Raw genomic sequence first — 24,067 nt, 5'->3', positions numbered from 1 at the left:
TTCAGCAAATACAGGCTTTAACATTATATGTATGTTAAATCCCGGTATTTAAAGGGTTTGTTGCAATTCCTTTTTAATATCTTCATAGGAAGCAGTCCAAAACGCTTCATCTTCTATAAACGTTTTTGATAAATGCGTGATAACCTCCTGGAATTTGTCCTGATAATTAGTGTCATCTTTCGGCGGTAGTTCTTTTTTTAATTCGTCTGTAAATTGTTTTGTCTTTGGTGCAAGCGGCCCCCATTTTGCAATTTCTTTTCCATGTTCATTAATGAACACAAAAATAGGAATAATACGTTTATCATTTGTTAAATAGTGATCCATTAATTCAGGATATTTATCACGTGCTAAAAAACTTACTGGCATTTCGGCCTTCTCGGAAAGCCGAAGCAGGACTGGGATATTAAGCATACAATGACCGCACCAAGGTTCTGCCAATACAATAACACGCAGATTGTTTTCTTGTAGATTCTGCAAAAATTCCTTATCATCGTTTGGGAGCTTGAAATGATTATAAATATGGAAAAACCCTTCTTTATGCTTTTCCAACGAATCCATATACGTGTCGGGTGCAGCGCCTTTTTCAAACCAATCATTTAAATGCATGCAAACGCCTCCTTATTTAAAATGAATGTGCGATAACTTAATAACAGTTTATCTGACGAATAATTAATCGTAAATAGAAGTGCTCTGTTTATGATTTAACGCTATAATGCTATGATAAGAAAAAGAATGAATGTGGGAGGAAATAAATTTGATCCAATTAAACAAACCGTTTTTGTATGAACTATTGAAAACACCATCACCGTCAAGCAATGAAATCGAAATTCAAAAAAAGTGGATTAAAAATATACAACCATATGCAGATGAAATAAGAACTGATCATGCAGGTAATGCCATTGCAGTATTGAACCCGGATAATCCTTTTAAAGTTTTACTGGCAGGACATTGCGATGAAATTGCGCTCGTTATTAATCGAATTGATGAAGAAGGATTTCTTCATTTTGATAAAATGGGAGGGATTAATCCGAAAGCGGCTGTCGGGATGAAGGTGACTGTGCTTGGTTATAGTGGAAAACCCGTCGGTGTAATTGGAGTAAATGCCCAACATCACGGTGGATTAAAAAATGACTTCGGCTTGGACGATTTATTTATCGATTGTGGGTTTAAATCTAAAGAGGAAGCCGAAAAGCAAGTACAAATAGGTGATTTGGCTGTATATAAAACAGACCCGGAACAATTAATGGACCGTTATATTTCCGGTAGAGGATTGGACAACCGTACGGGTGCATTTATTGTTGCAGAAATCGTAAAACGTCTTTCGAAAAAAGATTGTCATGTAGGGGTGTATGCGGCAAGTACGGTGAATGAGGAAACGAATATGGGCGGAGCTTATTTTGCTGCTGCAGCAATAGAACCGTCGATGGCGATTGCTTGTGACGTTACGTTTGCTACAGATTATCCTGGTGTGAATAAAAATAAACATGGCGACATACGTCTGGAAAAAGGCCCCGTTATTGCAAAGGGTGCTCCAATTAATATTAAAATAAATAAGTTGCTGGAAAGTGCCGCCCGTGAGAAAAAAATAAAAGTTCAATACGAGTTAACGCCTCGTGCGACAGGTACAGATGCGGATAAAATGCGTGTGACAGGTAAAGGGGTTCCAGTAGCTCTCGTTTCATTACCTTTGCGTTATATGCACTCACCAGTTGAAACAGCAAGTTTTAAAGATATGGAAGAAGTCATTGAATTACTCGTCACAATGATTGCCTCTTTAACTGGAGAGGAAAGCTTAAATCCACTGGAAGATTAATTTTTTACGGTGATATGTTGCATAATTTTTTAAAACCTGTATAATAATAAGTAATTAAATATCGATTCCATTTTCGGGGCAGGGTGAAATTCCCGACCGACGGTAAGGAGTGTAATCATTCCAAGCCCGTGACCCGCGACGGCATATTGCCTAGCGGTTGACCCAGTGTAAGTCTGGGGCCGACAGTTACAGTCTGGATGGGAGAAGATGAAGCCGTTTTTGATATGGATGTAAACACATTCCATTTTCCTATGTATAATTATGCCCTAAAGCCAAATGGTTTTAGGGTTTTTAGTTTTCATTAGAAAAAAATGATTTTCAAATACGGCTTATCCTTCATCAATAGATATGGATCGATATAGGATGAAGGAGGAGATCGATGATGCATTCAACAATGCGATCATCAAAATTGTTAAAGCTTATTATTATTTCCCTACTGGGGACTATTTCGCTCGGGTTGTTCTTTTTGAATTTCCCGCTACCGTTTCTACCACCTTATTTAAAAATTGATTTTAGTGATGTACCTGCAATAATGGCAGCATTTATATTTTCGCCTTTTGCCGGTGTGCTCGTTGTAGCAATAAAAAACATTTTATATTTGGTGATCGGAGGCGCAAGTGACCCGATCGGAGTTACAGCAAATTTTTTGGCCGGTGTCATGTTTACTGTTCCTATTGCTGTACTCTATCATAAATATAAAGGTGTAAAAAGTGTCATTTCTGGTCTTGTTTCCGGCACGGTCATTATGGCTGTCGGAATGAGCGTTTTAAATTATATTATTATTTTACCGGCGTATTCATGGCTTATTGGGATGGAAATGAATGAGCAGATAAAATGGGTTTCGGTTATGGCCGGTGTGCTGCCATTTAACTTAATTAAAGGTATTATTGTTGGGATACTCTTTGTTCCACTGTTTATTCGAATGAGAAGCTGGATTGAACAAAAACAAATGAAATTTGGGTAATTAAGTTAGACAGCTATGTGCAAAGTTTTATACTTTTTAAAAAAACTCGAAAAGCCGGACATGCTCCGCTTTTCGAGTTTTTATTTGTCATATTATTTCTTTGGAACAACTCCAATGGTACATCGTGAGGAGCAGACTAATTCGTCCTTTTCGTCTTTAATTGAAATATTCCAGACCATTGTCGTTCTACCAATATGAAGTGGCGTAGCTTGGGCAGTAACAAGCCCTGTTTTTTTGCTTTTAATATGATTCGCATTAATCTCCATACCGAAAACGTTAAACAGTTCCGGGTCAACATTTATATAGGCACCTACACTAGCAGCAGTTTCTGCGAGTAATACACTTGCTCCACCGTGCAAATAACCTGCCGGCTGATGAGTTCGATCGTCCACAGGCATTGTCATTTCCACCAAATCGCGATCGAGCGCAACAACTTCTATTCCTAGAGCTTTCATCAATGTGTTGTTTATTTTCTCCATTCTATTGCTCCTTTTAGAAATATTCACTTAGTAATAATGAAAAACCAAGCAAAAAACCATAGATTGAATTCGTTTTTCCTGTCGCAATCATGGCGGGCATCATTTCTATTGGGTTACTTTTACCAGAGAATCCATTAATGACATCTACTGCCTTTTTCGCACTTAACAGTGTTAGCAACGACCAAACAGGAAGGATATTCATGACGATATAAATAATCGTTAAAATATAGGAAAATATAAAAAATGATGCTAACAGGCGAATGGCGTTTTTTCTGCCTAATAAAATGGCAATTGTTTTTCTTCCGTTTAATTTGTCACCATCCAAATCACGAATGTTATTTGAAAGAAGGATGGCTCCTATAAAGAGTGCAACAGGCACCGAGATAAGAATAACATCGACAGAAAGTGCAGACGTTTGAATGTAATAACTAATTGCAATAATAACAGTTCCCATAATCAAACCCGCACACAACTCTCCAAAAGGGGTGTAAGCGATTGGAATGGGACCGCCTGTATAAAGATAACCAAAAAGCATACAAGCCAATCCAATAACTGCAATCCACCAGCTGGATTCCATGCATATATAAATACCAAGAAAAAGTGCTATTCCAAAAAATGTAATTGCTAAATTGTAAACGGTCTTTGGTGAAATACCATCGCGGACAATCGTACCACCGATGCCTACAGATTTCTCATTGTCTAATCCTCGCTTAAAGTCATAGTACTCGTTAAACATATTTGTCGCAGCCTGAATTAGTATGGAGGCAACTAACATGGCAATAAATAAATAGACTTGAAAGGAGCCTTCCAGTAGTGCTGCCATTGTGCCAATAAATACTGGAATAAAAGAGGCGGTTAATGTATGTGGCCTTAATAGTCGCCACCATATTTGGAAACCATCTCGTTCGTTTAAAGCTTTTTTTATATCTGTTTTACTTTGCATATCTGTTTCTCTCCTTGGAATTGTGCATATCAGATTCATTTTAGAGAATTAGGGGTGCGGTGTCAATTTCATGGCAAAATCGTCATTATATACGTATGAAAATGCAATATAAGAAATACAAACATGAAATTAATAGTCCTTTCCTTGAGAAACGAAGAAAAAGAGCATAAAATGGAGAAGGAGTCCTCAAGTAGCATATCGGAGGTTTAGGAAATGATAGAAGTAGAAGAAAAATCGATGGAAACGTTGTTTAATCGTGCCATTCAACAAGCTGACAAAGATAAACAAACAAAAATAGCCAGTTATACAAAACGCATTGAGGCGACGGATCCATTACATTTTTTTGAAGCAGCTAAAAGACTTAATAAAAATCGCACATTCTGGACAAGCACTGCAGACGATTTTTTTCTTGTTGGTATTGGAAATGCATTGGAGATTGTAGCCGATGAATCTCGGTTTGCAGTGACGAAAAAAGAGTGGCAAGAGCTGCTTGATGAAGCGATTATCCATGATCCATATAGAGAAGAAGGAACGGGAGTTGTTGCACTGGGCGGAATGTCCTTTGATCCGCAATGTGAACAGAAAAGCTTATGGAAAAACTTCCAATCAAGTCAATTTACCGTACCTGAATTTATATTACTTAAAAGTAAAAACAATTATTATTTAACGATGATTACTGTTGTAACGAAAAACGATTACTTCGATGATTTCATTAATAAGTGGGGTCAAATACACGAACTAATCCATATTGATGAGGTGACTAAATTTCCTACTGCCGCTGTAATTGAATCCAAACATGAAATAGGCATCAGCAAGTGGCTTGATAGTGTGCAAAAAGCAATTAATGAAATAAAAAATAACCGCGCAAAAAAAATTGTTCTTGCCCGTGAAATGCGTGTAAAATTGGATAAACAAGCAGAAGTAAGTGTTATATTAAAAAAATTAATTGAAAAACAAAAAAACAGTTATATTTTTGCATTTGAACAAGACGAGGATTGCTTTATTGGTGCAACGCCGGAAAGGCTTGTGAAAATACAAGGAAAAGATTTATTATCCACATGTCTGGCAGGAACTGCTCCGAGAGGAAACACTGCCGAAGAGGATAAACAAATAAGTGAAGAGCTTTTCCACGATGAAAAAAACCGGGAAGAGCATGAATACGTCGTACAAATGATTAAAAAAAGCATGAAATCCTACTGTACTGATATCGATATCCCAGCACAACCCGTTGTATATCATTTGAAAAATTTACACCATTTATATACGCCTGTTCAAGCGAAATTAAAAGAAGACGCCAGTATTTTTGATATTATAGAAAAATTGCATCCGACACCGGCTCTAGGTGGTGTTCCTCGGGATGCTTCACTTGCTTTCATACGAGAACATGAACAAATGGATAGAGGTTGGTATGGCGCCCCTGTCGGTTGGCTGGACAGTAATGAGAACGGAGAATTTGCCGTTGCGATTCGCTCTGGTTTAATTCAAGGAGATGAAGTTTCACTTTTTGCAGGATGTGGCGTAATGAAGGATTCTGATCCGGAATTGGAATTTGAGGAAACAAATGTGAAGCTACTTCCGATGCTATCTGTTTTGGAGGATGCCTGATGAATTATACGGAAAAGTTAACAAGATATACCGGGAATTTTGTAGATGAGCTTTCTACAAGTGGCCTTCGTGATGTTGTCATCTCTCCAGGATCCCGTTCCACACCGCTCGCGATGATGCTTGCTGCGCATGAGCGTATAAAGGACTGGGTAATCATTGATGAACGATCGGCTGCTTTTTTTGCCTTGGGGATCGCTAAACAAACGATGGAACCTGTGGCATTACTTTGTACTTCCGGAACTGCAGCAGCCAACTATTACCCGGCCATTGTTGAGGCGTATTACAGTCGAATTCCATTAGTCGTTTTGACAGCAGATAGACCGCATGAATTGCGCGATATCGGAGCCTCTCAAACGATTGACCAAATTAGAATGTATAGCAATTACGTGAAATGGTTTCATGACATGGCACTTCCGGAAGCTTCTCCGCAAATGTTGGCCTATGCACGGAGTAAAGCATCGCGCGTTATTTACGAAGCACAAACGGGAAACAAAGGTCCGGTTCATCTGAACTTTCCATTTCGTGAACCACTCATCCCAGATTTTAACTTGGAAAATATGTGGGGAGAGGAAAAAAATTCGTTGCGTGCTTTTCATCCGGTCGCAAGCGGTAAAAGAAGATTGGATCAAACAAATATTGCCGAACTGTCGGCACTCCTGAACGGGAAAGAGAAAGGGCTCATTGTTTGTGGCCCTCAAGTGGATCAACAACTTGCTTCTTCTATAACAAAATTGGCTGCTGCATGGCATTTACCTGTGCTGGCTGATCCGCTGTCCCAGCTTCGTGCGGGAAGACATGAAAAAGAACAGATTGTTGAAGGATATGACGCGATATTGCGCAATCCAACGATCCGTGAACAATTAAAACCAGACTTTATTATTCGTTTTGGTGCCATGCCAATATCTAAAAGTTTTCTTTTTTATGTTAAAGAAATGCAGGATGTAAGGCAATTCGTTGTGGAAGAACATGCCGGCTCACGGGATCCTGTCGGGAATGCTACGAATTTTATATATAGTGAACCAAATTCTTTATGCGACGATTTACTTACTGTACTTCCAGAAAGGAAAGCATCGGATAGCGATTGGCTCGTTAAATGGCAACAAGTAAATGAACGGTCGAAAACCATTCTAATGGATGAAGGAAATACAGATTTAACGGAAGGAACAGCAGTCAAATGTCTATTAGATGAAATACCGAATTCCAGTAGTTTGTTTGTAGGAAATAGCATGGCCATTCGAGATGTTGATACCTTTTTTATGACTACTGAAAAAACGTTAACACTACTTGCCAATCGGGGTGCGAGCGGAATAGATGGAGTTGTATCTAGTGGACTTGGCACGGCAGCTGCAACAGATCAACCTGTTACACTTTTGTTGGGTGATTTGTCATTTTATCATGATTTAAATGGTCTTTTGACAGCCAAGCAATACGAATTAAATATGACAATATTACTGTTAAATAATAATGGTGGTGGCATTTTTTCCTTTTTACCACAGTCCAAAAATGAAAACAACTTTGAAAAATTGTTTGGGACGCCGCTTCATATTGATTTTCAGCCCGCTGTTCAAATGTATGGCGGTAAATATTACCTAGCAAATACACTAGAAGAACTAAAAAATTACCTTTCATACAGTTACGCTTCATCAGGTATAACAGTGATAGAAGTCCAAACAAATCGTACAGAAAATACGGAGTGGCACCAGGACAAGTGGAATCAAATCGAAAGGGATTTATTAACCTATGACTCGAGATAGCTCATATTTTTCTGTAGATGATGCAACGTATGCTTATGAAGTCCAAGGTCACGGTAAACCGGTATTGTTGCTACATGGGTTTACCGGAAGCGGTTCGACTTGGGAAACAGTTATTGATCATTGGAAACACCAATTCATGTTTATAACTATCGATCTTCCCGGCCATGGAAAAACGGTTGTTAAGTCCCCTCGCACAATGGAGAGTTTTAGTGCGGATCTGGTTGAATTTCTGGAGTACATAAAGCTAGAGGATGTACATGTAATCGGATATTCACTCGGAGGAAGAACGGCATTAAACTTTGCAATGTTGTACCCAGACCGAGTGTCCACACTAATACTTGAAAGTGCTTCACCCGGACTGGAAAATGAAACTGATAGAACAAAAAGACGCTTACATGATAATCAATTAGCGGAAAAAGTAATACAGAATGGACTAAAATGGTTTGTTGACTATTGGGAAAGCGTTCCATTGTTTCAAACACAAAAAACATTGCCGCACGCAATCAAGCGATCAATTCGGCAAGAAAGATTGTCTCATACGGAAAAAGGACTGGCGCAATCGCTTCAGTATATGGGGACAGGTGTACAGCCGTCATGGTGGGATACATTATCCGCGTTGCACGTACCGACGTTGTTGATTACAGGTAGTGAAGATAAAAAATTTATAGAAACTAATCTAAAGATGAAACAAGCACTGCCTAATGCTAAGTATGCAGAGGTAGAACATAGCGGACATGCAATTCACGTGGAACAACCTGAAATTTTTGGTAAACTGGTAGTATCATTTATTAACGCAAATTAACGAGGAGGAATTTATATGACAGCAGTTTGGGAAAAAGTAAGAGAATATAACGAAATTATATACGAAAAATATGATGGAATTGCCAAAATCACAATGAATCGTCCGGAAAAACGCAACGCATTTACACCGTTAACGGTGAATGAAATGATTGATGCATTTGCAAATGCTCGTGATGATTCGAGCATTGGGGTCATCATTTTAACTGGAGCAGGAGAAAAGGCATTTTGTTCTGGAGGCGATCAATCCGTCAGAGGGCATGGAGGATATGTTGGCGACGATCACGTACCGCGTTTAAACGTATTGGATTTGCAACGACTTATTCGAACCATTCCAAAGCCAGTCATTGCGATGGTAGCAGGTTATGCGATTGGCGGCGGCCATGTACTCCATGTTGTATGTGACTTAACGATTGCAGCGGACAATGCGCTATTTGGGCAAACCGGTCCGAAAGTTGGAAGCTTTGATGCTGGATATGGTGCTGGACTGCTTGCAGAAATGGTCGGTCAAAAACGCGCAAGAGAAATCTGGTATTTATGCCGTCAGTATAATGCTGAAGAGGCCTATGAAATGGGTCTTGTAAATACGGTTGTACCTTTGGACAAGCTTGAGGAAGAAACCATTCAATGGTGTAATGAAATACTAGAAAAGTCACCGACTGCTTTGCGCATGTTAAAAGCATCTTTTAATGCAGCAACAGACGGTTTGGCCGGTCTTCAACAAATGGGTGGAGATGCAACGCTTATGTATTATACAACGGAAGAAGCAAAAGAAGGACGGGATGCATTCAAGGAAAAGCGCAAACCTGATTTTGATCAGTTCCCGAGATTTCCTTAAATTTGAGAAAAGACCTTTGCTAACAAACAGCAAAGGTTTTTTACACTACGGAATTATGATGGAAATAACAAGCCAAAGGAGTTTACAAATGCAACAAACGGTACCACATTGGTTAACGAAGCAAGCAATGCTCGCTCCCGCCAAAACCGCAATTGAACAAGAAAATGGGAAAACGATGACTTATGAAACATTAATGAAAAAAAGTCAGTCATTCGCTAGAAAATTAGCCAGCCTACAGGTGAAAGAAAACACGCATGTTGGAATATTAGCTACAAATAGTATAGATATGATCATCGCCATATATGCACTAAGCTATTTGAATGCTGTTGCCGTTTTATTTAACACACGATTAACTAGGGAAGAACTACAGAGTCAAATCACGGATGCTGACTTAACTTTGTTGCTCACGACAGCTGATTTAAAAGTGGATAAGTCACTGGAAAAATCATTAGTATTTAAGGAAGTTAATCATTACAAAGAAACACCTATTAAGCTGGAACAGCAGATGAACCTAAATCATCCTTTTACAATGATGTACACTTCCGGTACGACTGGCAAACCGAAAGCTGTCATCCATACATATGGGAATTATTGGTGGAGTGCTATCAACTCGTCCTTAAATCTCGGCGTGGTGTCTCATGATAAATGGCTGGCTGTTTTACCGATGTTTCACATTGGTGGAATGTCCATCTTTATTCGCAGTGTCATTTATGGAACGGCTGTTTTATTAATGGAAAAATTTGATGAAGCTGCGGTCCATCATGCAATTATGGAAAAAAACGTAACAATGATATCTGTTGTAACGGTGATGCTGCAAAAATTAGTGGAACGATTGGGGGAGGATAAATATCCGCCAACACTACGCGTCATGCTGCTCGGTGGAGGTCCGGCTCCAAAAACTTTACTTGAGCGTGCAAAAAATAGAAACATGCCTGTATTCCAATCTTACGGAATGACAGAAACATCATCACAAATCGTTGCATTAAGCCCAGCGAATGCCTTGGACAAAATCGGATCCTCGGGGAAGCCACTTATGTCAGCGGAAGTAAAAATTAACAATCCGGATGATGATTCGGTAGGAGAAATATTTGTGAAAGGGCCAATGGTTTCTAATGGCTATTACAAGCGGGAGTCGATTAATAAACAAGTGTATAGTGAAGGGTGGCTCGCAACCGGAGATTTAGGTTACTTTGACGAAGAGGGGTATCTATTTGTAGTAGACCGGAGGAAAGACTTGATTATTTCGGGTGGTGAAAACATTTACCCTTCGGAAATAGAGCAAACGTTGACACGGATGCCCGAAATCAGGGAAGCTGGTGTAATCGGTAAAAAAGATACAATGTGGGGAGAAGTACCTGTTGCTTTTGTCGTTGTTACAGATCCTTCCGTGAACGCAGAAAAGGTTATAACATTTGCCAAAAAGTATTTAGCCAAATATAAATTACCAAAAGAAATTCATTTTATTGAACAATTGCCGAGAAATGCGTCCAATAAACTTGTTCGAAGTGAACTGTTCAATCAGTTACCTTGCAAATAAAATCATATCGTTTTTTTTTTCATACATGCATCTTAAAAAATGAGACAAATTAAAAGCAGGAGGTGCAGTATGAAGAAGGAAAAATTTTATGTTAGTATTGCTTCAGGAGAAATATCACGAAGTAGATACCATAATAACGATGATTTCACGATTTACGCAACAGAAGAAGAAGTTCGTCAGTTACGAACTAGGATTGACAATATGTATCACGCTGATTTTAATTCGTTCTGGCGGTCTCATGTACCTTTTAAGCCCTATCATAATGATAAAGCGAATGAGACTTATGACGATGAAATTACGAATACGTTTCAAATGCTTTATAAGCTTGGAGATGAACAGGCGAAAGAGTATATTAACAGTACGGGTATCCTAAGCGATCATCACATGTAGCAAAATAAAGGGATAGGCCTTGAGCTTATCCCGAATTTTTTTATCAATGATCGTTTACTATATACCTTTTTAAGGTATAGTAAAGGAAAACGATTTGGACGAAGGCAGTTGAAAAAATGTACATATTTAAAGACTATTATAATAATGAAGTGAAATTATCCTTTGATGATCATCCTTTTTCAAAAAAACCGAAACATGTTTGGACGATATGTAAACACAATTCAAGCTGGCTTTTAACAGAACATAAAGACCGCGGTATGGAGTTTCCGGGTGGTAAAGTGGAACCTGGTGAAACAGCAGAATATGCGGCGATTCGTGAAGTGAAAGAAGAAACCGGTGGTGTGGTTGATCGGATAACTTATGTGGGGCAATATTATGTGACCGGTAAAAGCGGAAACATTATTAAAAATGTTTATTATGCAGAAGTTCCCGAGCTAATCAAACAACCAACGTATTATGAAACGAATGGGCCTGTAATATTGAAAGCATTACCTGCTAACATAAAACAACATCATTTATTTAGCTTTATGATGAAAGATGATGTGCTGTCGTATTGTTTGCAAAAAGTGGAAAAAATAAGATTTGAATGAACAAAAAACAGAGGTTCCGTAATATCTAAAACCTCTGTCCCATGTTTCATGTTGAATGTTTAATCAATATTTTCTCTATTTTTTCCACCACTTTATACATAATCGCTGCAAAAATCGCAATTAAAATGAGGCTAGACATAACGAGCGTGAAATCAAATACTTGGAAGCCATATATAATCAAGTAGCCGAGCCCATCACTGGAAACGAGGAATTCACCGACGATTACACCAACCCAAGATAAACCAACGTTCACTTTTAATGTTGAAATCATGGTAGGAAGTGTGGCTGGGAAAATCGCTTCTTTAAAACATTGCCAGCGTGATGCCCCGAAGCTTTTTAATACTTTTTCATAATTTGGATCCACTTCCCTGAACGCTGAGTAGATAACGAGTGTTGTAATAATTACGGATACAATCGCTCCCATTGCAATTATTGATAAATAATTGGGACCGATAGCAACAATGATAATTGGTCCTAAAGCAACTTTTGGCATAGCATTCATAATGACTAAATAAGGATCCATAATTTTAGAAAAGCGTAAAGAGGACCATAAAATAGATGCAATGATAATCCCCATTACGGTACCGATAATAAATCCGAGTAACGTTTCAAATAAGGTAACTTGCAGATGAGCAAATATCGTACCATCTGCAAACTTATCGACTAGTAGACGGAAGATTTTAACTGGTGAACTAAAAAGTAGAGGATCAACAATATACATACGACTAGCGAACTCCCATAAGCTGAAGAAACTAATAAAAATAATGAGTTGCCAAAAGAAGACGATTTTTCTCTCGCGTTTTAATTTTTTTTGAAATCGTGTAAAAATAGCGTTATCGCTCTTATGATTCATAGTTATTAGACAACTCCTTTACAGAAGCAGGGTCTGATTTATTTAACTCATCCCATACTTTATCAAAAAGCACTTGATATTTTGGATGTCTTCGAACGTAAAATGGTTTTTCATTTCGCAGTTCTAAGGGAACTTCAAATGTATTAGAAATAGTCCCCGGATTGGCATCCATGAGCAATATCCGATCACTCATGGAAATGGCTTCTCCAATATCATGGGTAACAAGGACCGCTGTTTTTTTATAAGTTTTCAGCAGCTTGGAAACAAGATTTTCAAGCTTTAGTTTTGTTAAATAATCTAGAGCCGAAAAGGGTTCATCCAGTAACAATACTTCAGGGTTTGTCATTAAGGTACGTACTAAAGCAGCTCGCTGCCGCATTCCGCCGGATAATGAACTCGGATAATCATTGATTACTTCAGATAAACCGACTTCCTCTAGTAGTTTAATTGCTTCATTTTTCGATTCTTCATTCATCATTTTTCCGATTGTAGGACCAATCAACACATTATCTACAATCGTTTTCCATGGAAACAGGTAATCCTGCTGTAGCATATAGCCAATAGCCAATTTGGATTCATTTATTTTTTGCTTATTCAGTAAAACATCACCTTCCGTCGGTTCAATAAGCCCAGCGATAATGGACAGAATAGTGGATTTTCCACAACCGCTCGGGCCTAATATTGCTACGAATTCTCCTTTGTCAACTGAAAACGATAGTTCATCTAACGCTTTTGTAAAGTTCTTCTTTGAAAAGTAATGGTGGGAAACCTTATCCAAAGTTAGGTATGACAATAGGACCCCTCCTTATTCGGAAATAATTTCCTCTGCTATCTTCGTATTTACAAGCTCTTCATATGGTGCATTCTCGGGAAGTTCACCGGCTTCATCCATAATTTGCTGTAAGTTATTCCATTCCTCTTCCCCTAGGATTGGATCAGTTGAAAAGGAACCTTGACTTTTGTAACGCTCGACTGATGCTGCTAGCATATCTACATCTGTATCTTCAAAATAGCCTTGTATGACTTTAGCAATATCTTCTGCTTCATTTTCTTCCACCCATTGCTGAGCTTTATAAACGGCTTTTGTAAATTTCTTAATTACATCTTCATTTTCTTTCAAGTAATTCTGTTTTGTCATAAACACCGTGTAAGGAACATGACCGGACTCCTCACCGAATGAGGCAATTATATGACCTTTACCTTCCTTTTCGAAAATACTTGCAGTTGGTTCAAACAATTGAACATACTCAGCATCTCCAGAAGAAAACGCACCAGGAATATTAGCAAAGTCAATGTTTTGTATTAATTCCAAATCAGCATGCGGATCAATATCGTGTTTCTTTAAAACAAATTCACCTGCCATCTGCGGCATGCCGCCCTTACGTTGACCTAAAAAGATGCTTCCGTTTAAGTCATCCCAGGAAAAATCAGGCTTTGGCTCTTTGGCAACAAGAAATGTTCCATCTGTCTGGGTTAGTTGGGCAAAGTTCACTGCATAATCTGTTGCGTCCTGCCCATAAACATACATCGATGTTTCTGACCCTACCAATGCAATATCCGCACCGTCCGATAATAAGGCAGTCATTGTTTTATCGCCGCCCCAGGTTGTTTTCAGTTCTACATTTAACCCTTCTTCTTCAAAATATCCATTTTCTAATGCTACATATTGTGGTGCATAAAACACAGAGCGGGTAACTTCAGCTAGTTGAATATTTGTAGTACTGCTACTACTGCATGCTGAAGTGAAGATAAGTAAACTGCCAACAATAAAGGCGATGAAGCCATATTTCTTCATAGTAGACAACTCCTCCATAACTCTTGATATCGTGTCAAAATAGCGTATGCTTTTTTAGAGAAATGTGTGAATGCCTATATAAATACAGAAATGCTTGAGGGTTAGCATGATTCGTTTACCGCTAAAAACACAAAAATCCGGACTCTCTATAGAGAATCCGGATTTTAAGACGATAATGCGATTACCCTTTATATGTTGGACCCGCTTGCTTTATCTCATCACTTGCTTTTGTGAATTTAGTAAAGTTTTCGTGAAACTTTTCTGCAAGTGCTTTCGCTGTCTTATCATATGCCTCTTTATCGTCCCAAGCTTCTTTAGGGACCAAAACTTCGTCTGGAACACCTGGTACATGCAGCGGAATATTTAAACCGAAAATTTCATCTTTCGTTGTTTCGACCGTATTTAATTCACCCTCGAGTGCTGCGTGAACCATTGCTCGTGTGTAGGCCAATTTCATACGCTTGCCGGCTCCGTATGACCCGCCGGTCCATCCTGTATTAACTAGAAAGACATTTGATTCAAATTGATCTATTTTTTCACCGAGCATTTCGGCATACGTTGCTGGTGCCAATGGCAAAAATGGTGATCCGAAACATGCGGAAAAAGTTGCTTGTGGTTCCGTAATGCCACGCTCCGTGCCTGCCAGTTTGCTCGTATATCCACTTAAAAAGTGATACATTGCCTGTTCCTTCGTCAGCTTGCTAATTGGAGGCAATGTTCCCGAAGCATCAGCTGTCAAAAATAAAATAGTGTTAGGATGCCCCGCGATACTTGGTGATATAATGTTATCGATGTTTTCCAATGGGTATGCTGCTCGTGTGTTTTCCGTTAACGTAGTATCGGAATAATCAGGTATTCGCGATATTCCATCCAATACAACGTTTTCCAGAACTGAACCAAATCGGATGGCATTAAATATCTGTGGCTCCTTTTCAGCTGATAGGTCAATACACTTGGCATAACAACCGCCTTCAATATTAAAGACGCCGTTAGGTCCCCAACCGTGTTCGTCATCACCTATCAAGTTCCGGTATGGATCAGCAGAAAGTGTTGTTTTACCTGTTCCGGATAAGCCGAAAAACAGGGCGACATCGCCTTCCTGTCCTACGTTAGCTGAACAATGCATGGATAAAATATCTTGCATTGGTAATAAATAATTCATGACAGAAAAGATCGATTTTTTAATTTCACCAGCATATTCCGTTCCGCCGATTAATACCGTGCGTCTTTTAAAGGAGATAATGATGAAGGTCTCTGATTTTGTCCCATCAATCGTCGGATCTGCTTTAAAAGTTGGAGCTGAAATAACGGTGAATCCTGCCTCATGTTCGGCAAGCTCATCTTCTGTAGGTCGAATGAACATTTGTCGTGCAAACAAGTTATGCCATGCATACTCATTAATCACTTGTATCGGAAGGCGGTAATTCTTATCCGCACCGGCAAAGCCTTTAAAAACAAAAACTTCATTTTTTTCTTGAAGATGGTGCATTACTTTATTGTGTAGCTTATCAAAAGATTCTTCATCAATAGCTTGGTTGACAGCACCCCAATCAACATCAGCATCGGAAACATCATCACGTACGATAAATCTGTCTTTTGGAGAACGTCCCGTATACTTCCCTGTTGTCGCCTGGATGGATCCGGTAACTGTTAATTCCCCTTCATTATGTGATAAAATATTTTCAATTAATGTTGGGACAGATAAATTTTCGTAAACGTTAGTTTTCCTGCTAAATTCATTTAATACGGATGTATGTTTAATCGAATTCATATTAAGATACCTTCCTTTGTTCAGTTTCTTAAATCTGATTATTAGTATAACACATTATATAAATGGTGCACATTAAATGTTTTAAAATTTTACTTGACATATATGTTTGTTAACATTAATGACAAAATTGTGAAGTTGTGCATATTATAAGCAATTACGGCAGTTGACATACAACCATTAATTCGTTAGGATAAATTTGAAGCGGATACTCTTATTCAGAGTCGGTGGAGGGACAGACCCGATGAAGCCCAGCAACCATCACGGCAGTGAAAAGGTGCTAACCTGGTGCAAGGATTTTCCTTGAACAATAAGAGCGAAAGGCTATATTTTCCTTTCCTCATGATTGTAGGGAGGAATTTTTTTGTGTTTGTGAGAAATAATTTAAAAATGAATGAAAATAGAGTACCGAAATATAGTTTTCTTTAGAGGAGGGACTCAATGATGACAGTTAATCGACGGTTATTTACATCTGAATCTGTAACAGAAGGACATCCAGATAAAATTTGTGACCAAATTTCAGATGCTATTTTGGATGAAATATTAACAAAAGACCCGTTTGCTCGGGTCGCTTGTGAAACAACGGTTACTACCGGTCTAGTTTTAGTTGCGGGTGAAATTACGACGAATACATATGTAGATATTCCTGCAATCGTTCGACAGACGATTAAAGATATTGGATATACACGTGCTAAATATGGATTTGATGCAGAAACTTGTGCCGTATTAACGGCCATCGATGAACAATCTCCAGACATCGCTGGAGGGGTTGATCGGGCACTGGAAGCTCGTGAAGGACATATGTCGGAAGCGGAAATTGCCGCAATAGGCGCTGGAGATCAAGGCTTAATGTTCGGTTATGCGTGCAATGAAACAGAGGAGCTGATGCCACTTGCTATTTCTCTGGCGCATAAATTAGCAAAACGGTTAGCTGATGTAAGAAAAGATGGAACGTTGAGTTATATACGTCCGGATGGTAAAACGCAAGTTACCATTGAGTATGATCAACATGGTGAGCCTGTTCGCGTAGATACTATTGTAGTTTCCACACAACATCATCAGGATATTACATCTCAACAAATTGAAAAAGATATTATACAGCATGTCGTCGAACCGATCGTTCCGGCAAGATTACTAGATGAGACAACGAAATACTTTATTAATCCAACTGGACGATTTGTGATTGGCGGTCCTCAAGGGGATACTGGATTAACCGGCCGTAAAATTATCGTCGATACGTACGGTGGCTATGCACGGCATGGTGGTGGAGCGTTTAGTGGAAAGGATGCAACAAAGGTTGATCGTTCAGGTGCTTATGCGGCTCGTTACGTCGCAAAGAATATTGTAGCAGCCGGTCTTGCGGATGCTTGTGAAGTGCAACTGGCATATGCTATAGGAGTCGCAGAACCAGTATCTATTGCGGTTAATACATTCGAAACAGGCACTGTTCAAGAAGAAATGCTTGTCGAAGCGGTTCGAAAATTGTTCGATCTTAGACCTGCAGGCATCATAAAGATGTTGAATTTACAAAGTCCAATTTTTCAAAAAACAGCTGCCTATGGTCATTTTGGTAGGACGGATATAATTTTTCCATGGGAAAAGACAGATAAAGTAGAGGAACTTACTGCGATTACAGTTAAATGAGCACATACAAAAACAGCCCCTTGCTCTTATTGAGCAGGGGGCTATTATAATCCATGTTCACGGATTAACAAAGTATAGTGCTTAGTGTACATCGGGGCTTACCAGGGCGCTAGCGTATTTCTTAGAAGATAAGAATACATATAATTTTCCGTATATCTGTCTAGCTCTAGCGGCCAGCCCCTCGAGGTCTTAAGCAATAACTCTTCGTGCCAAATTCGTCACTACGATTTCTTGCTTAAGCTATGCCTGGGGCTTACCAGGGCGCTAGCGCTTTTCTTAATTAAAGTTCGTGTCCAAGTTCTGTATGGTTTTTATAATAATCCCGTTTATCGAGGTAAGATTTTCGAACACGATCCATTTCCTCGATGTCTTTTTGTGTCAGTTCGCGGATTACTTTGGCAGGACGTCCAAAAGCAAGCGTGTTTGGTGGAATGATTTTCCCAGGCGGAATAAGGCTTCCAGCTCCAATAAAAGAATTTTCTCCTATTTCTGCCCCGTCTAGAATCATACTGCCCATACCAATAAGGGCATTTTTTCGAATGGTTGCAGCATGTAATGTTACTTGGTGGCCAATGGTAACATCGTCTTCAACAATGACCGGCATATCCGGACTTTGGTGGATGAGTGAAAGATCCTGAATGTTGACACGTTTTCCGATTGTTGTAGGTGCCACGTCACCTCGAATCACTGTTTTAAACCAGATGCTCGTATGTTCACCAATGGTAACATCACCGATTACGACTGCATTTTTGGCAACAAATACGGTAGGATCGATTACAGGTGATTTCCCTTTATAATCATGAATCATCGTTTGGACCTCCTGTCATAAAATGAAAATTTACTTTACTTTACTTTTTTTGAATTGCAATTATAAATGGCGGGTTATTTTTTTGATTAATAAATCGATATTGCAAAACATTATAACGTTTTTGATCAAGTGAAACGACATGTTTCAATACACATTCCTTTTCATGTTTCCCACCTTCATGTCCATGATATACGACGAGCACAATAATACCATTTGTTTTTAAATAGGCTAATATTCCATCAATGGCAGCGATTGTGGAATCACCTTTTGTGACAATCGATTTATCGCCTTTTGGTAAAAAACCAAGATTAAAAATTGCTCCGCCTACAGATGTAATATGATTTTCAACCAAATAATCAACTACGTTTGCGTGGCTGTCGTGAATATATGTTACATTGTCCCATCCATGTTTCTTGATAAGAGTTTGTGTATTTTGAATGGCCTGGGATTGAATATCAAAGCCGTAGATATGGCCTTTTTTCCCAACAATTTCTGCAAGTTGGAGGGTATCATTTCCATTTCCGCACGTGCCGTCAATTGCAATTTCTCCTTTATTAATCGCTGTTTCGAGTAAATAATGTGAATATTGTATAACCCCTTTTAACATTGTATAGCCTCACTTTTGGTGTATTGGATTTTGCTAGTTTGTAACGTTATTTATGGAATTTACTAATATAGTTTAGCATGGAAGGGTCGTGTTTGAGAAACTATACATTCTTTCAGTTGTTTAAATTGCTCTTATATGGATAAACTGGGTAATAAGGAGATGGATAATGTTGTAATATGTATAGCGACAACCTTGACAAAAGTAGCTGTTTTAACTACAATTCGAATAGCGAAAGAATTACAATGTTAGCATGTTTTCAGGTTAGATACAGTTGGCAGGACGAGCTGTTCCTGAATATTACAACACACCTCTAAAATATAGCAAGTTATGGTCGCTTGCCGTAAATCTGTATTAAGAATATTAAATGTAGTGGTTTACGATTTGGATAGGTTTAGTGGTACTCTGGGAGATGCAGCTTCTCGTTCCTTTGCTGGGATGAGTAGCTTTTTTTATACTTTTTTAGTCATATGCGCAATTAATTCACTTACATACTAAATAATGATTGGACACGTGAAGAATAAAGGAGGAAAATAGGTTGGGTTATGATCACCATGAGATAGAAAAGAAATGGCAACAATTCTGGCTCGATAATAATACGTTTAAGACGGATGCTTATTCCGATAAAGAAAAAGTGTATGCACTCGATATGTTTCCTTATCCATCAGGATCCGGATTGCATGTTGGCCATCCGGAAGGTTATACAGCGACAGATATTATATCCCGGATGAAGCGAATGCAAGGATATGAAGTGCTTCATCCAATGGGGTGGGATGCTTTCGGTTTGCCTGCTGAACAGTATGCTTTGGATACTGGAAATAGTCCTGCCGCATTTACTGAGAAAAATATTGAAACATTCAAAAGACAAATTCAGGAGCTCGGTTTTTCATATGATTGGGGCCGAGAAATAAATACGACCGATCCGAATTATTATAAATGGACCCAGTGGATTTTCACAAAGTTGTATGAAAAAGGACTCGCCTATATGGATGAAGTAAATGTTAACTGGTGTCCTGCACTTGGAACAGTGTTAGCGAATGAAGAAGTCATCGACGGAAAAAGTGAACGCGGGAACCATCCGGTCGTTAAAAAGCCTATGAGACAATGGGTATTGAAAATTACAGCATATGCTGATCGTCTTTTGGAAGATTTGGAAGAACTCGATTGGCCGGAAAGCATTAAGGATATGCAGCGCAACTGGATTGGCCGTTCAGAAGGTGCAGAAGTTACTTTCACCATTGCCAAACATGATAAAGAATTTACTGTATTTACAACGAGACCAGATACGTTATTCGGAGCAACTTATGCTGTACTTGCTCCGGAGCATCCATTTGTTGATATGATTGTCACGGATGAACAGAAAACGGTCGTTCAGGATTATCTGGATGAAATGGAGAAAAAGACTGAAATCGAACGAACGGATTTAACAAAAGAGAAAACAGGTGTATTTACAGGTGCTTATGCCATTAATCCGGTTAACGGGAAAGAAATTCCGATCTGGATTGCGGATTACGTATTGATGGGGTATGGGACAGGTGCGATTATGGCGGTTCCTGCCCATGATGAGCGTGACTATGTGTTTGCAACTAAATTCGATTTGCCAATTGTAGAAGTAGTGGAAGGCGGAGATATTTCCACAGAAGCCTATATTGGCGACGGAAAACATGTTAATTCGGAATTTCTGGACGGATTGGAAAAAGATGAAGCGATAACAAAAATGATAGAATGGCTTGAAGAAAATGAAAAAGGGAATAAAGAAGTAACGTACAGGCTTCGTGACTGGCTCTTCTCAAGACAACGTTACTGGGGAGAACCAATTCCAGTCATTCATTGGGAAGATGGGTCGATGACTGTTCTACCAGAAGAGGAACTTCCACTTGTTCTTCCTGAGCTGACAGAAATCAAGCCATCCGGCACGGGAGAGTCTCCTTTGGCGAATAGTGATTGGGTAAATGTCGTTGACCCGAAAACTGGTATGAAAGGACGCAGAGAAACAAATACGATGCCGCAATGGGCGGGCAGCTGTTGGTATTATTTACGATATATTGATCCACATAATTCAGAACAGTTAGCAGACCCAGAGTTACTTAAACAGTGGCTTCCGGTAGACATTTATATCGGTGGGGCAGAGCATGCCGTGCTGCATTTATTATATGCTCGATTCTGGCATAAGTTTTTATACGACATCGATGTTGTTCCAACGAAAGAGCCTTTTACAAAACTATTTAATCAAGGAATGATTCTTGGGTCAAATAATGAAAAAATGAGTAAATCAAAAGGAAATGTCGTTAATCCGGATGATATTGTTTCTTCTCATGGCGCGGATACATTGCGTTTATACGAAATGTTTATGGGTCCACTCGATGCTGATGTCGCTTGGTCCACCAATGGTCTAGATGGCGCTCGACGCTTTCTGGATCGTGCATGGCGTTTAATCATCAAGGATGATGGCTCACTATCCGATAAGATTGTAGAGCATGATGTACCTACCTTTAATAAGATATATCATGCTACAGTTAAAAAAGTAACAAACGACTTTGAAAACTTGCATTTCAATACGGCTATTTCACAAATGATGGTGTTTGTTAATGAAGGGTATAAAGCGGATGAAGTTTCAAAGTCACATATAGAGGGTTTTGTGAAAATGTTATACCCGATTGCCCCGCATCTTTGTGAAGAATTGTGGAATCGACTAGGCCATGAAGATACAATCACTTATGAAGCATGGCCAGTATATGATGAATCTAGCCTTGTAGAAGATGAAGTAGAGGTAGTAGTACAAATAATGGGGAAAGTACGAGCAAAAATTAATGTCCCGCGTGATATCTCCAAAGAAGCGCTTGAAGCACAAGCGTTGGAGGATGAAAAGATTCAAGACTGGCTTCAAGGGAAAACAATTCGTAAAGTTATTGTAGTACCGGGAAAACTCGTTAATATTGTAGCAAATTAACAATATAAAAAATTCCGCCTCAATATATAATGGGGCGGAATTTTTGCACTTGGATAATCCAATGTAGTTATGAATTGGAGGGGATCCATTCATTTTTTAAAATAATCCATTTGTCATTTTCGTAATACCAGAGAGTTTCAACTGTCCCGATTCGATCGGCATGGTATGCACCACTTATTTGCCGGTAGCCTTTTAGTCCAAAGCCTTTGGTGTCACTTATTCGTTTAGGCTCAAAAAAAGCAATGGGGTCGATCATAATTTTTTTATTTTTTAAGAGTTTCCCATCTGCATCATAAATATTTAATCGTTCATAATTTGTAGCTCTTTCCTTTACATCAATTGAAATAGGGTGTTGGTCAGAATTAATCTGAAGATTTATTTTATAATTGGTTGCAAATTCCCCTTTTATAAATTGATCTTTAGGTAAATTGATTTTATTTACCTTTTCATTTTTCAATGTATACGCATAATAATGGTACAATCCTCCGCTGCCACCAGCAGCACTTTGATAATAGACATCGTTGTGACCATCGTGGTTTAAATCAACAAATTGTAATGTTGGTTCATAGCCACCGCCGAAGGATATTTTCCATTTTTTAGCTTGAGGGGTAATGACGTCGATCCATATTTGACGATAATATGGATTATTTTCTGATAGAAGGGTTCCTTTAAGTTCGATAGTTTCTTTTATGCCATCCCCTGTTACATCTTCTTCATAGGTTTCAATTACTTTTGATTGAATGGAGTTGTCGGATGATGTTAATGTATAATCACCATTATCAATGGGTAATAGTATCATACTTAGTATTATGAATAGAAAGGTCACTTAATAATCTCCCCCTTGAAAAATATAGTGTTGTTAGCTTTTGCTAAAATCCAGTCATCTATTCAGACTGGCTTTAAGACGATTTAGTAAGGATGTTGCATATGAATATTAAAGAAATCACTAGTTATGAAGTTGAACAGACGTTAAAAAAGAATTCAGAAGCGTTGGTAGTTATCGATGTAAGAGAAGAGGATGAATTACATCAGGGGATGATTCCTCACGCATATCATATACCGTTACAACAAATCCCTTTTTCTCTTGATCAATTAAATAAACAGAAACATTATGTTATTGTTTGTCGCTCTGGTCATAGAAGTATGCTTGCAGCTTCTTATTTAAATGAACATGGCTATGACGCGATAAATCTGCGTGGGGGAATGCTTGAGTGGAAAGGAAGATTAGAGTTTGCTTAACTATGATATAAATGGGATAAACTACCATTGATTTGAATTTGCTGTTGCTGTATAGTAGAGTTTGTTGTTCAAAAGCGATCACCCATTAGTGAATAAACAGTTTTTATCTTGTTTGAAAGTTATAATTGACTTTTGAAATATACAATGATATAATAATTATCCTACTAAAAATAGTAGATTGCTATTTGCTCCTTGAAAACTGAACAAAACAACTCGTATGTCAGAGGAAAAACACCTCCGTGTTTTTCCTCTACAAGTCAGATCTTTCTATTAAGAAAGCTGACTATAAACGAAACAAGCTAAGATATAAAGGTGATTAACCGGTGTTAATCATCGCACAAACTTTTATGGAGAGTTTGATCTTGGCTCAGGACGAACGCTGGCGGCGTGCCTAATACATGCAAGTCGAGCGCGGGAAGCAGGCGGAATCCTTCGGGAGGAAGCTTGTGGAACGAGCGGCGGATGGGTGAGTAACACGTAGGCAACCTGCCTGCAAGACCGGGATAACTCGCGGAAACGCGAGCTAATACCGGATGATCCGAGTAATCTCCTGATTGCTCGGTAAAAGGCGGCATTAGCTGTCACTTGCAGATGGGCCTGCGGCGCATTAGCTAGTTGGTAGGATAACAGCCTACCAAGGCAACGATGCGTAGCCGACCTGAGAGGGTGATCGGCCACACTGGGACTGAGACACG

General features: G+C 38.9%; 22 protein-coding genes, 1 rRNA gene and 2 riboswitches. Of the genes, 13 read left to right on the top strand and 10 right to left on the bottom strand.

The genetic code is table 11. The features are described from left to right. Positions 1–48 precede the first annotated feature (48 nt). On the bottom strand, positions 49–606 hold the full coding sequence (locus ACLIBG_RS06735; protein ID WP_439311991.1) for a thioredoxin family protein: 558 nt from the start codon (positions 604–606) through the stop codon (positions 49–51). A 148-nt stretch (positions 607–754) separates the two neighbouring features. Here ACLIBG_RS06735 and ACLIBG_RS06730 point away from each other — a divergent pair, with 148 nt between their 5' ends. Continuing rightward, on the top strand, positions 755–1,813 hold the full coding sequence (locus tag ACLIBG_RS06730) for a M20/M25/M40 family metallo-hydrolase (protein WP_439311990.1): 1,059 nt from the start codon (positions 755–757) through the stop codon (positions 1,811–1,813). Positions 1,814–1,878: 65 nt separating this feature from the next. Then, a riboswitch (FMN riboswitch) is annotated at positions 1,879–2,026 on the top strand. Between the two features lie 166 nt (positions 2,027–2,192). Then, entirely contained in the window at positions 2,193–2,777 is a 585-nt protein-coding gene (locus ACLIBG_RS06725; protein WP_439311989.1) for an ECF transporter S component, read from the top strand. Between the two features lie 92 nt (positions 2,778–2,869). Here the strand turns inward: ACLIBG_RS06725 and ACLIBG_RS06720 are convergent, their stop codons facing one another. Both ACLIBG_RS06720 and ACLIBG_RS06715 read right to left on the bottom strand, forming a co-directional pair. Then, a complete protein-coding gene (locus ACLIBG_RS06720; protein WP_439311988.1) occupies positions 2,870–3,256 on the bottom strand; it encodes a hotdog fold thioesterase in 387 nt (128 codons plus the stop codon). Positions 3,257–3,269: 13 nt separating this feature from the next. Beyond that, positions 3,270–4,199, bottom strand: coding sequence for a 1,4-dihydroxy-2-naphthoate polyprenyltransferase (locus ACLIBG_RS06715; RefSeq protein ID WP_439311987.1), 930 nt, complete (start codon positions 4,197–4,199; stop codon positions 3,270–3,272). 213 nt (positions 4,200–4,412) lie between these two features. On the opposite strand from ACLIBG_RS06715, the gene ACLIBG_RS06710 reads away from it, so the two are divergent. From ACLIBG_RS06710 to ytkD, 7 genes are all read left to right on the top strand, one after another. Continuing rightward, complete coding sequence (locus ACLIBG_RS06710) at positions 4,413–5,804, top strand: isochorismate synthase (RefSeq protein ID WP_439311986.1); 1,392 nt, start codon at positions 4,413–4,415, stop codon at positions 5,802–5,804. Then, complete coding sequence (menD, locus tag ACLIBG_RS06705) at positions 5,804–7,558, top strand: 2-succinyl-5-enolpyruvyl-6-hydroxy-3-cyclohexene-1-carboxylic-acid synthase (RefSeq protein ID WP_439311985.1); 1,755 nt, start codon at positions 5,804–5,806, stop codon at positions 7,556–7,558. Before ACLIBG_RS06710 ends, menD begins: the two co-directional genes overlap by 1 nt. Continuing rightward, positions 7,545–8,360, top strand: a complete 816-nt coding sequence (gene menH, locus ACLIBG_RS06700; RefSeq protein WP_439311984.1) for a 2-succinyl-6-hydroxy-2,4-cyclohexadiene-1-carboxylate synthase — start codon at positions 7,545–7,547, stop codon at positions 8,358–8,360. Before menD ends, menH begins: the two co-directional genes overlap by 14 nt. Positions 8,361–8,375: 15 nt before the next feature. Further along, on the top strand, positions 8,376–9,194 hold the full coding sequence (gene menB, locus ACLIBG_RS06695; RefSeq protein WP_439311983.1) for a 1,4-dihydroxy-2-naphthoyl-CoA synthase: 819 nt from the start codon (positions 8,376–8,378) through the stop codon (positions 9,192–9,194). Positions 9,195–9,282: 88 nt separating this feature from the next. Then, entirely contained in the window at positions 9,283–10,731 is a 1,449-nt protein-coding gene (locus tag ACLIBG_RS06690; RefSeq protein ID WP_439311982.1) for an o-succinylbenzoate--CoA ligase, read from the top strand. A gap of 69 nt (positions 10,732–10,800) precedes the next feature. Further along, the gene (locus tag ACLIBG_RS06685) at positions 10,801–11,121 is read left to right on the top strand and encodes a hydrolase (protein WP_439311981.1); all 321 of its coding nucleotides are present in this window, start codon (positions 10,801–10,803) and stop codon (positions 11,119–11,121) included. Between the two features lie 116 nt (positions 11,122–11,237). Then, positions 11,238–11,711 (top strand): RNA deprotection pyrophosphohydrolase, encoded by a 474-nt coding sequence (gene ytkD / locus ACLIBG_RS06680; RefSeq protein WP_439311980.1) that lies wholly within the window; start codon positions 11,238–11,240, stop codon positions 11,709–11,711. A gap of 46 nt (positions 11,712–11,757) precedes the next feature. Here the strand turns inward: ytkD and ACLIBG_RS06675 are convergent, their stop codons facing one another. From ACLIBG_RS06675 to pckA, 4 genes are all read right to left on the bottom strand, one after another. Next, positions 11,758–12,564: an ABC transporter permease gene (locus tag ACLIBG_RS06675; RefSeq protein WP_439311979.1), complete on the bottom strand. Its 807-nt coding sequence runs from the start codon at positions 12,562–12,564 to the stop codon at positions 11,758–11,760. Beyond that, positions 12,554–13,357, bottom strand: a complete 804-nt coding sequence (locus ACLIBG_RS06670; protein ID WP_439311978.1) for an ABC transporter ATP-binding protein — start codon at positions 13,355–13,357, stop codon at positions 12,554–12,556. The genes ACLIBG_RS06675 and ACLIBG_RS06670 overlap by 11 nt, the downstream gene beginning before the upstream one ends. Before the next feature lie 12 nt (positions 13,358–13,369). Beyond that, a complete protein-coding gene (locus tag ACLIBG_RS06665) occupies positions 13,370–14,359 on the bottom strand; it encodes an ABC transporter substrate-binding protein (protein ID WP_439311977.1) in 990 nt (329 codons plus the stop codon). Between the two features lie 181 nt (positions 14,360–14,540). Beyond that, complete coding sequence (pckA, locus tag ACLIBG_RS06660; RefSeq protein WP_439311976.1) at positions 14,541–16,130, bottom strand: phosphoenolpyruvate carboxykinase (ATP); 1,590 nt, start codon at positions 16,128–16,130, stop codon at positions 14,541–14,543. Between the two features lie 208 nt (positions 16,131–16,338). After that, positions 16,339–16,444, top strand: a riboswitch (SAM riboswitch). 127 nt (positions 16,445–16,571) lie between these two features. Here pckA and metK point away from each other — a divergent pair. Then, the gene (gene metK / locus ACLIBG_RS06655) at positions 16,572–17,771 is read left to right on the top strand and encodes a methionine adenosyltransferase (RefSeq protein WP_439311975.1); all 1,200 of its coding nucleotides are present in this window, start codon (positions 16,572–16,574) and stop codon (positions 17,769–17,771) included. A gap of 280 nt (positions 17,772–18,051) precedes the next feature. Here metK and ACLIBG_RS06650 read toward each other — a convergent pair whose 3' ends face one another. Together ACLIBG_RS06650 and ACLIBG_RS06645 are read right to left on the bottom strand one after the other, a co-directional pair. Next, positions 18,052–18,579 carry a gamma carbonic anhydrase gene (locus ACLIBG_RS06650; protein ID WP_439311974.1) on the bottom strand — a complete coding sequence of 176 codons (528 nt, stop codon included), beginning with the start codon at positions 18,577–18,579 and terminating at the stop codon, positions 18,052–18,054. 40 nt (positions 18,580–18,619) lie between these two features. After that, positions 18,620–19,186: a class I SAM-dependent methyltransferase gene (locus ACLIBG_RS06645; protein ID WP_439311973.1), complete on the bottom strand. Its 567-nt coding sequence runs from the start codon at positions 19,184–19,186 to the stop codon at positions 18,620–18,622. A 535-nt stretch (positions 19,187–19,721) separates the two neighbouring features. On the opposite strand from ACLIBG_RS06645, the gene leuS reads away from it, so the two are divergent. Continuing rightward, positions 19,722–22,133 (top strand): leucine--tRNA ligase, encoded by a 2,412-nt coding sequence (leuS, locus tag ACLIBG_RS06640; protein ID WP_439311972.1) that lies wholly within the window; start codon positions 19,722–19,724, stop codon positions 22,131–22,133. Positions 22,134–22,200: 67 nt separating this feature from the next. Here the strand turns inward: leuS and ACLIBG_RS06635 are convergent, their stop codons facing one another. Next, positions 22,201–22,959, bottom strand: coding sequence for a hypothetical protein (locus ACLIBG_RS06635; protein WP_439311971.1), 759 nt, complete (start codon positions 22,957–22,959; stop codon positions 22,201–22,203). A gap of 101 nt (positions 22,960–23,060) precedes the next feature. Between ACLIBG_RS06635 and ACLIBG_RS06630 the strand changes: the two genes are divergently transcribed. Together ACLIBG_RS06630 and ACLIBG_RS06625 are read left to right on the top strand one after the other, a co-directional pair. Beyond that, positions 23,061–23,372: a rhodanese-like domain-containing protein gene (locus ACLIBG_RS06630; protein WP_439311970.1), complete on the top strand. Its 312-nt coding sequence runs from the start codon at positions 23,061–23,063 to the stop codon at positions 23,370–23,372. A 344-nt stretch (positions 23,373–23,716) separates the two neighbouring features. Further along, positions 23,717–24,067: ribosomal RNA gene (locus tag ACLIBG_RS06625) — 16S ribosomal RNA — on the top strand; the annotation flags it as partial.

Origin of the sequence: Virgibacillus sp. W0181 (assembly GCF_051846915.1) — a bacterium.
GTDB lineage: Bacteria > Bacillota > Bacilli > Bacillales > Amphibacillaceae > JBPYCR01.
The sequence above is the reverse complement of the archived record's forward strand: the minus strand, read 5'-3'. Positions and strand labels throughout refer to the sequence as shown.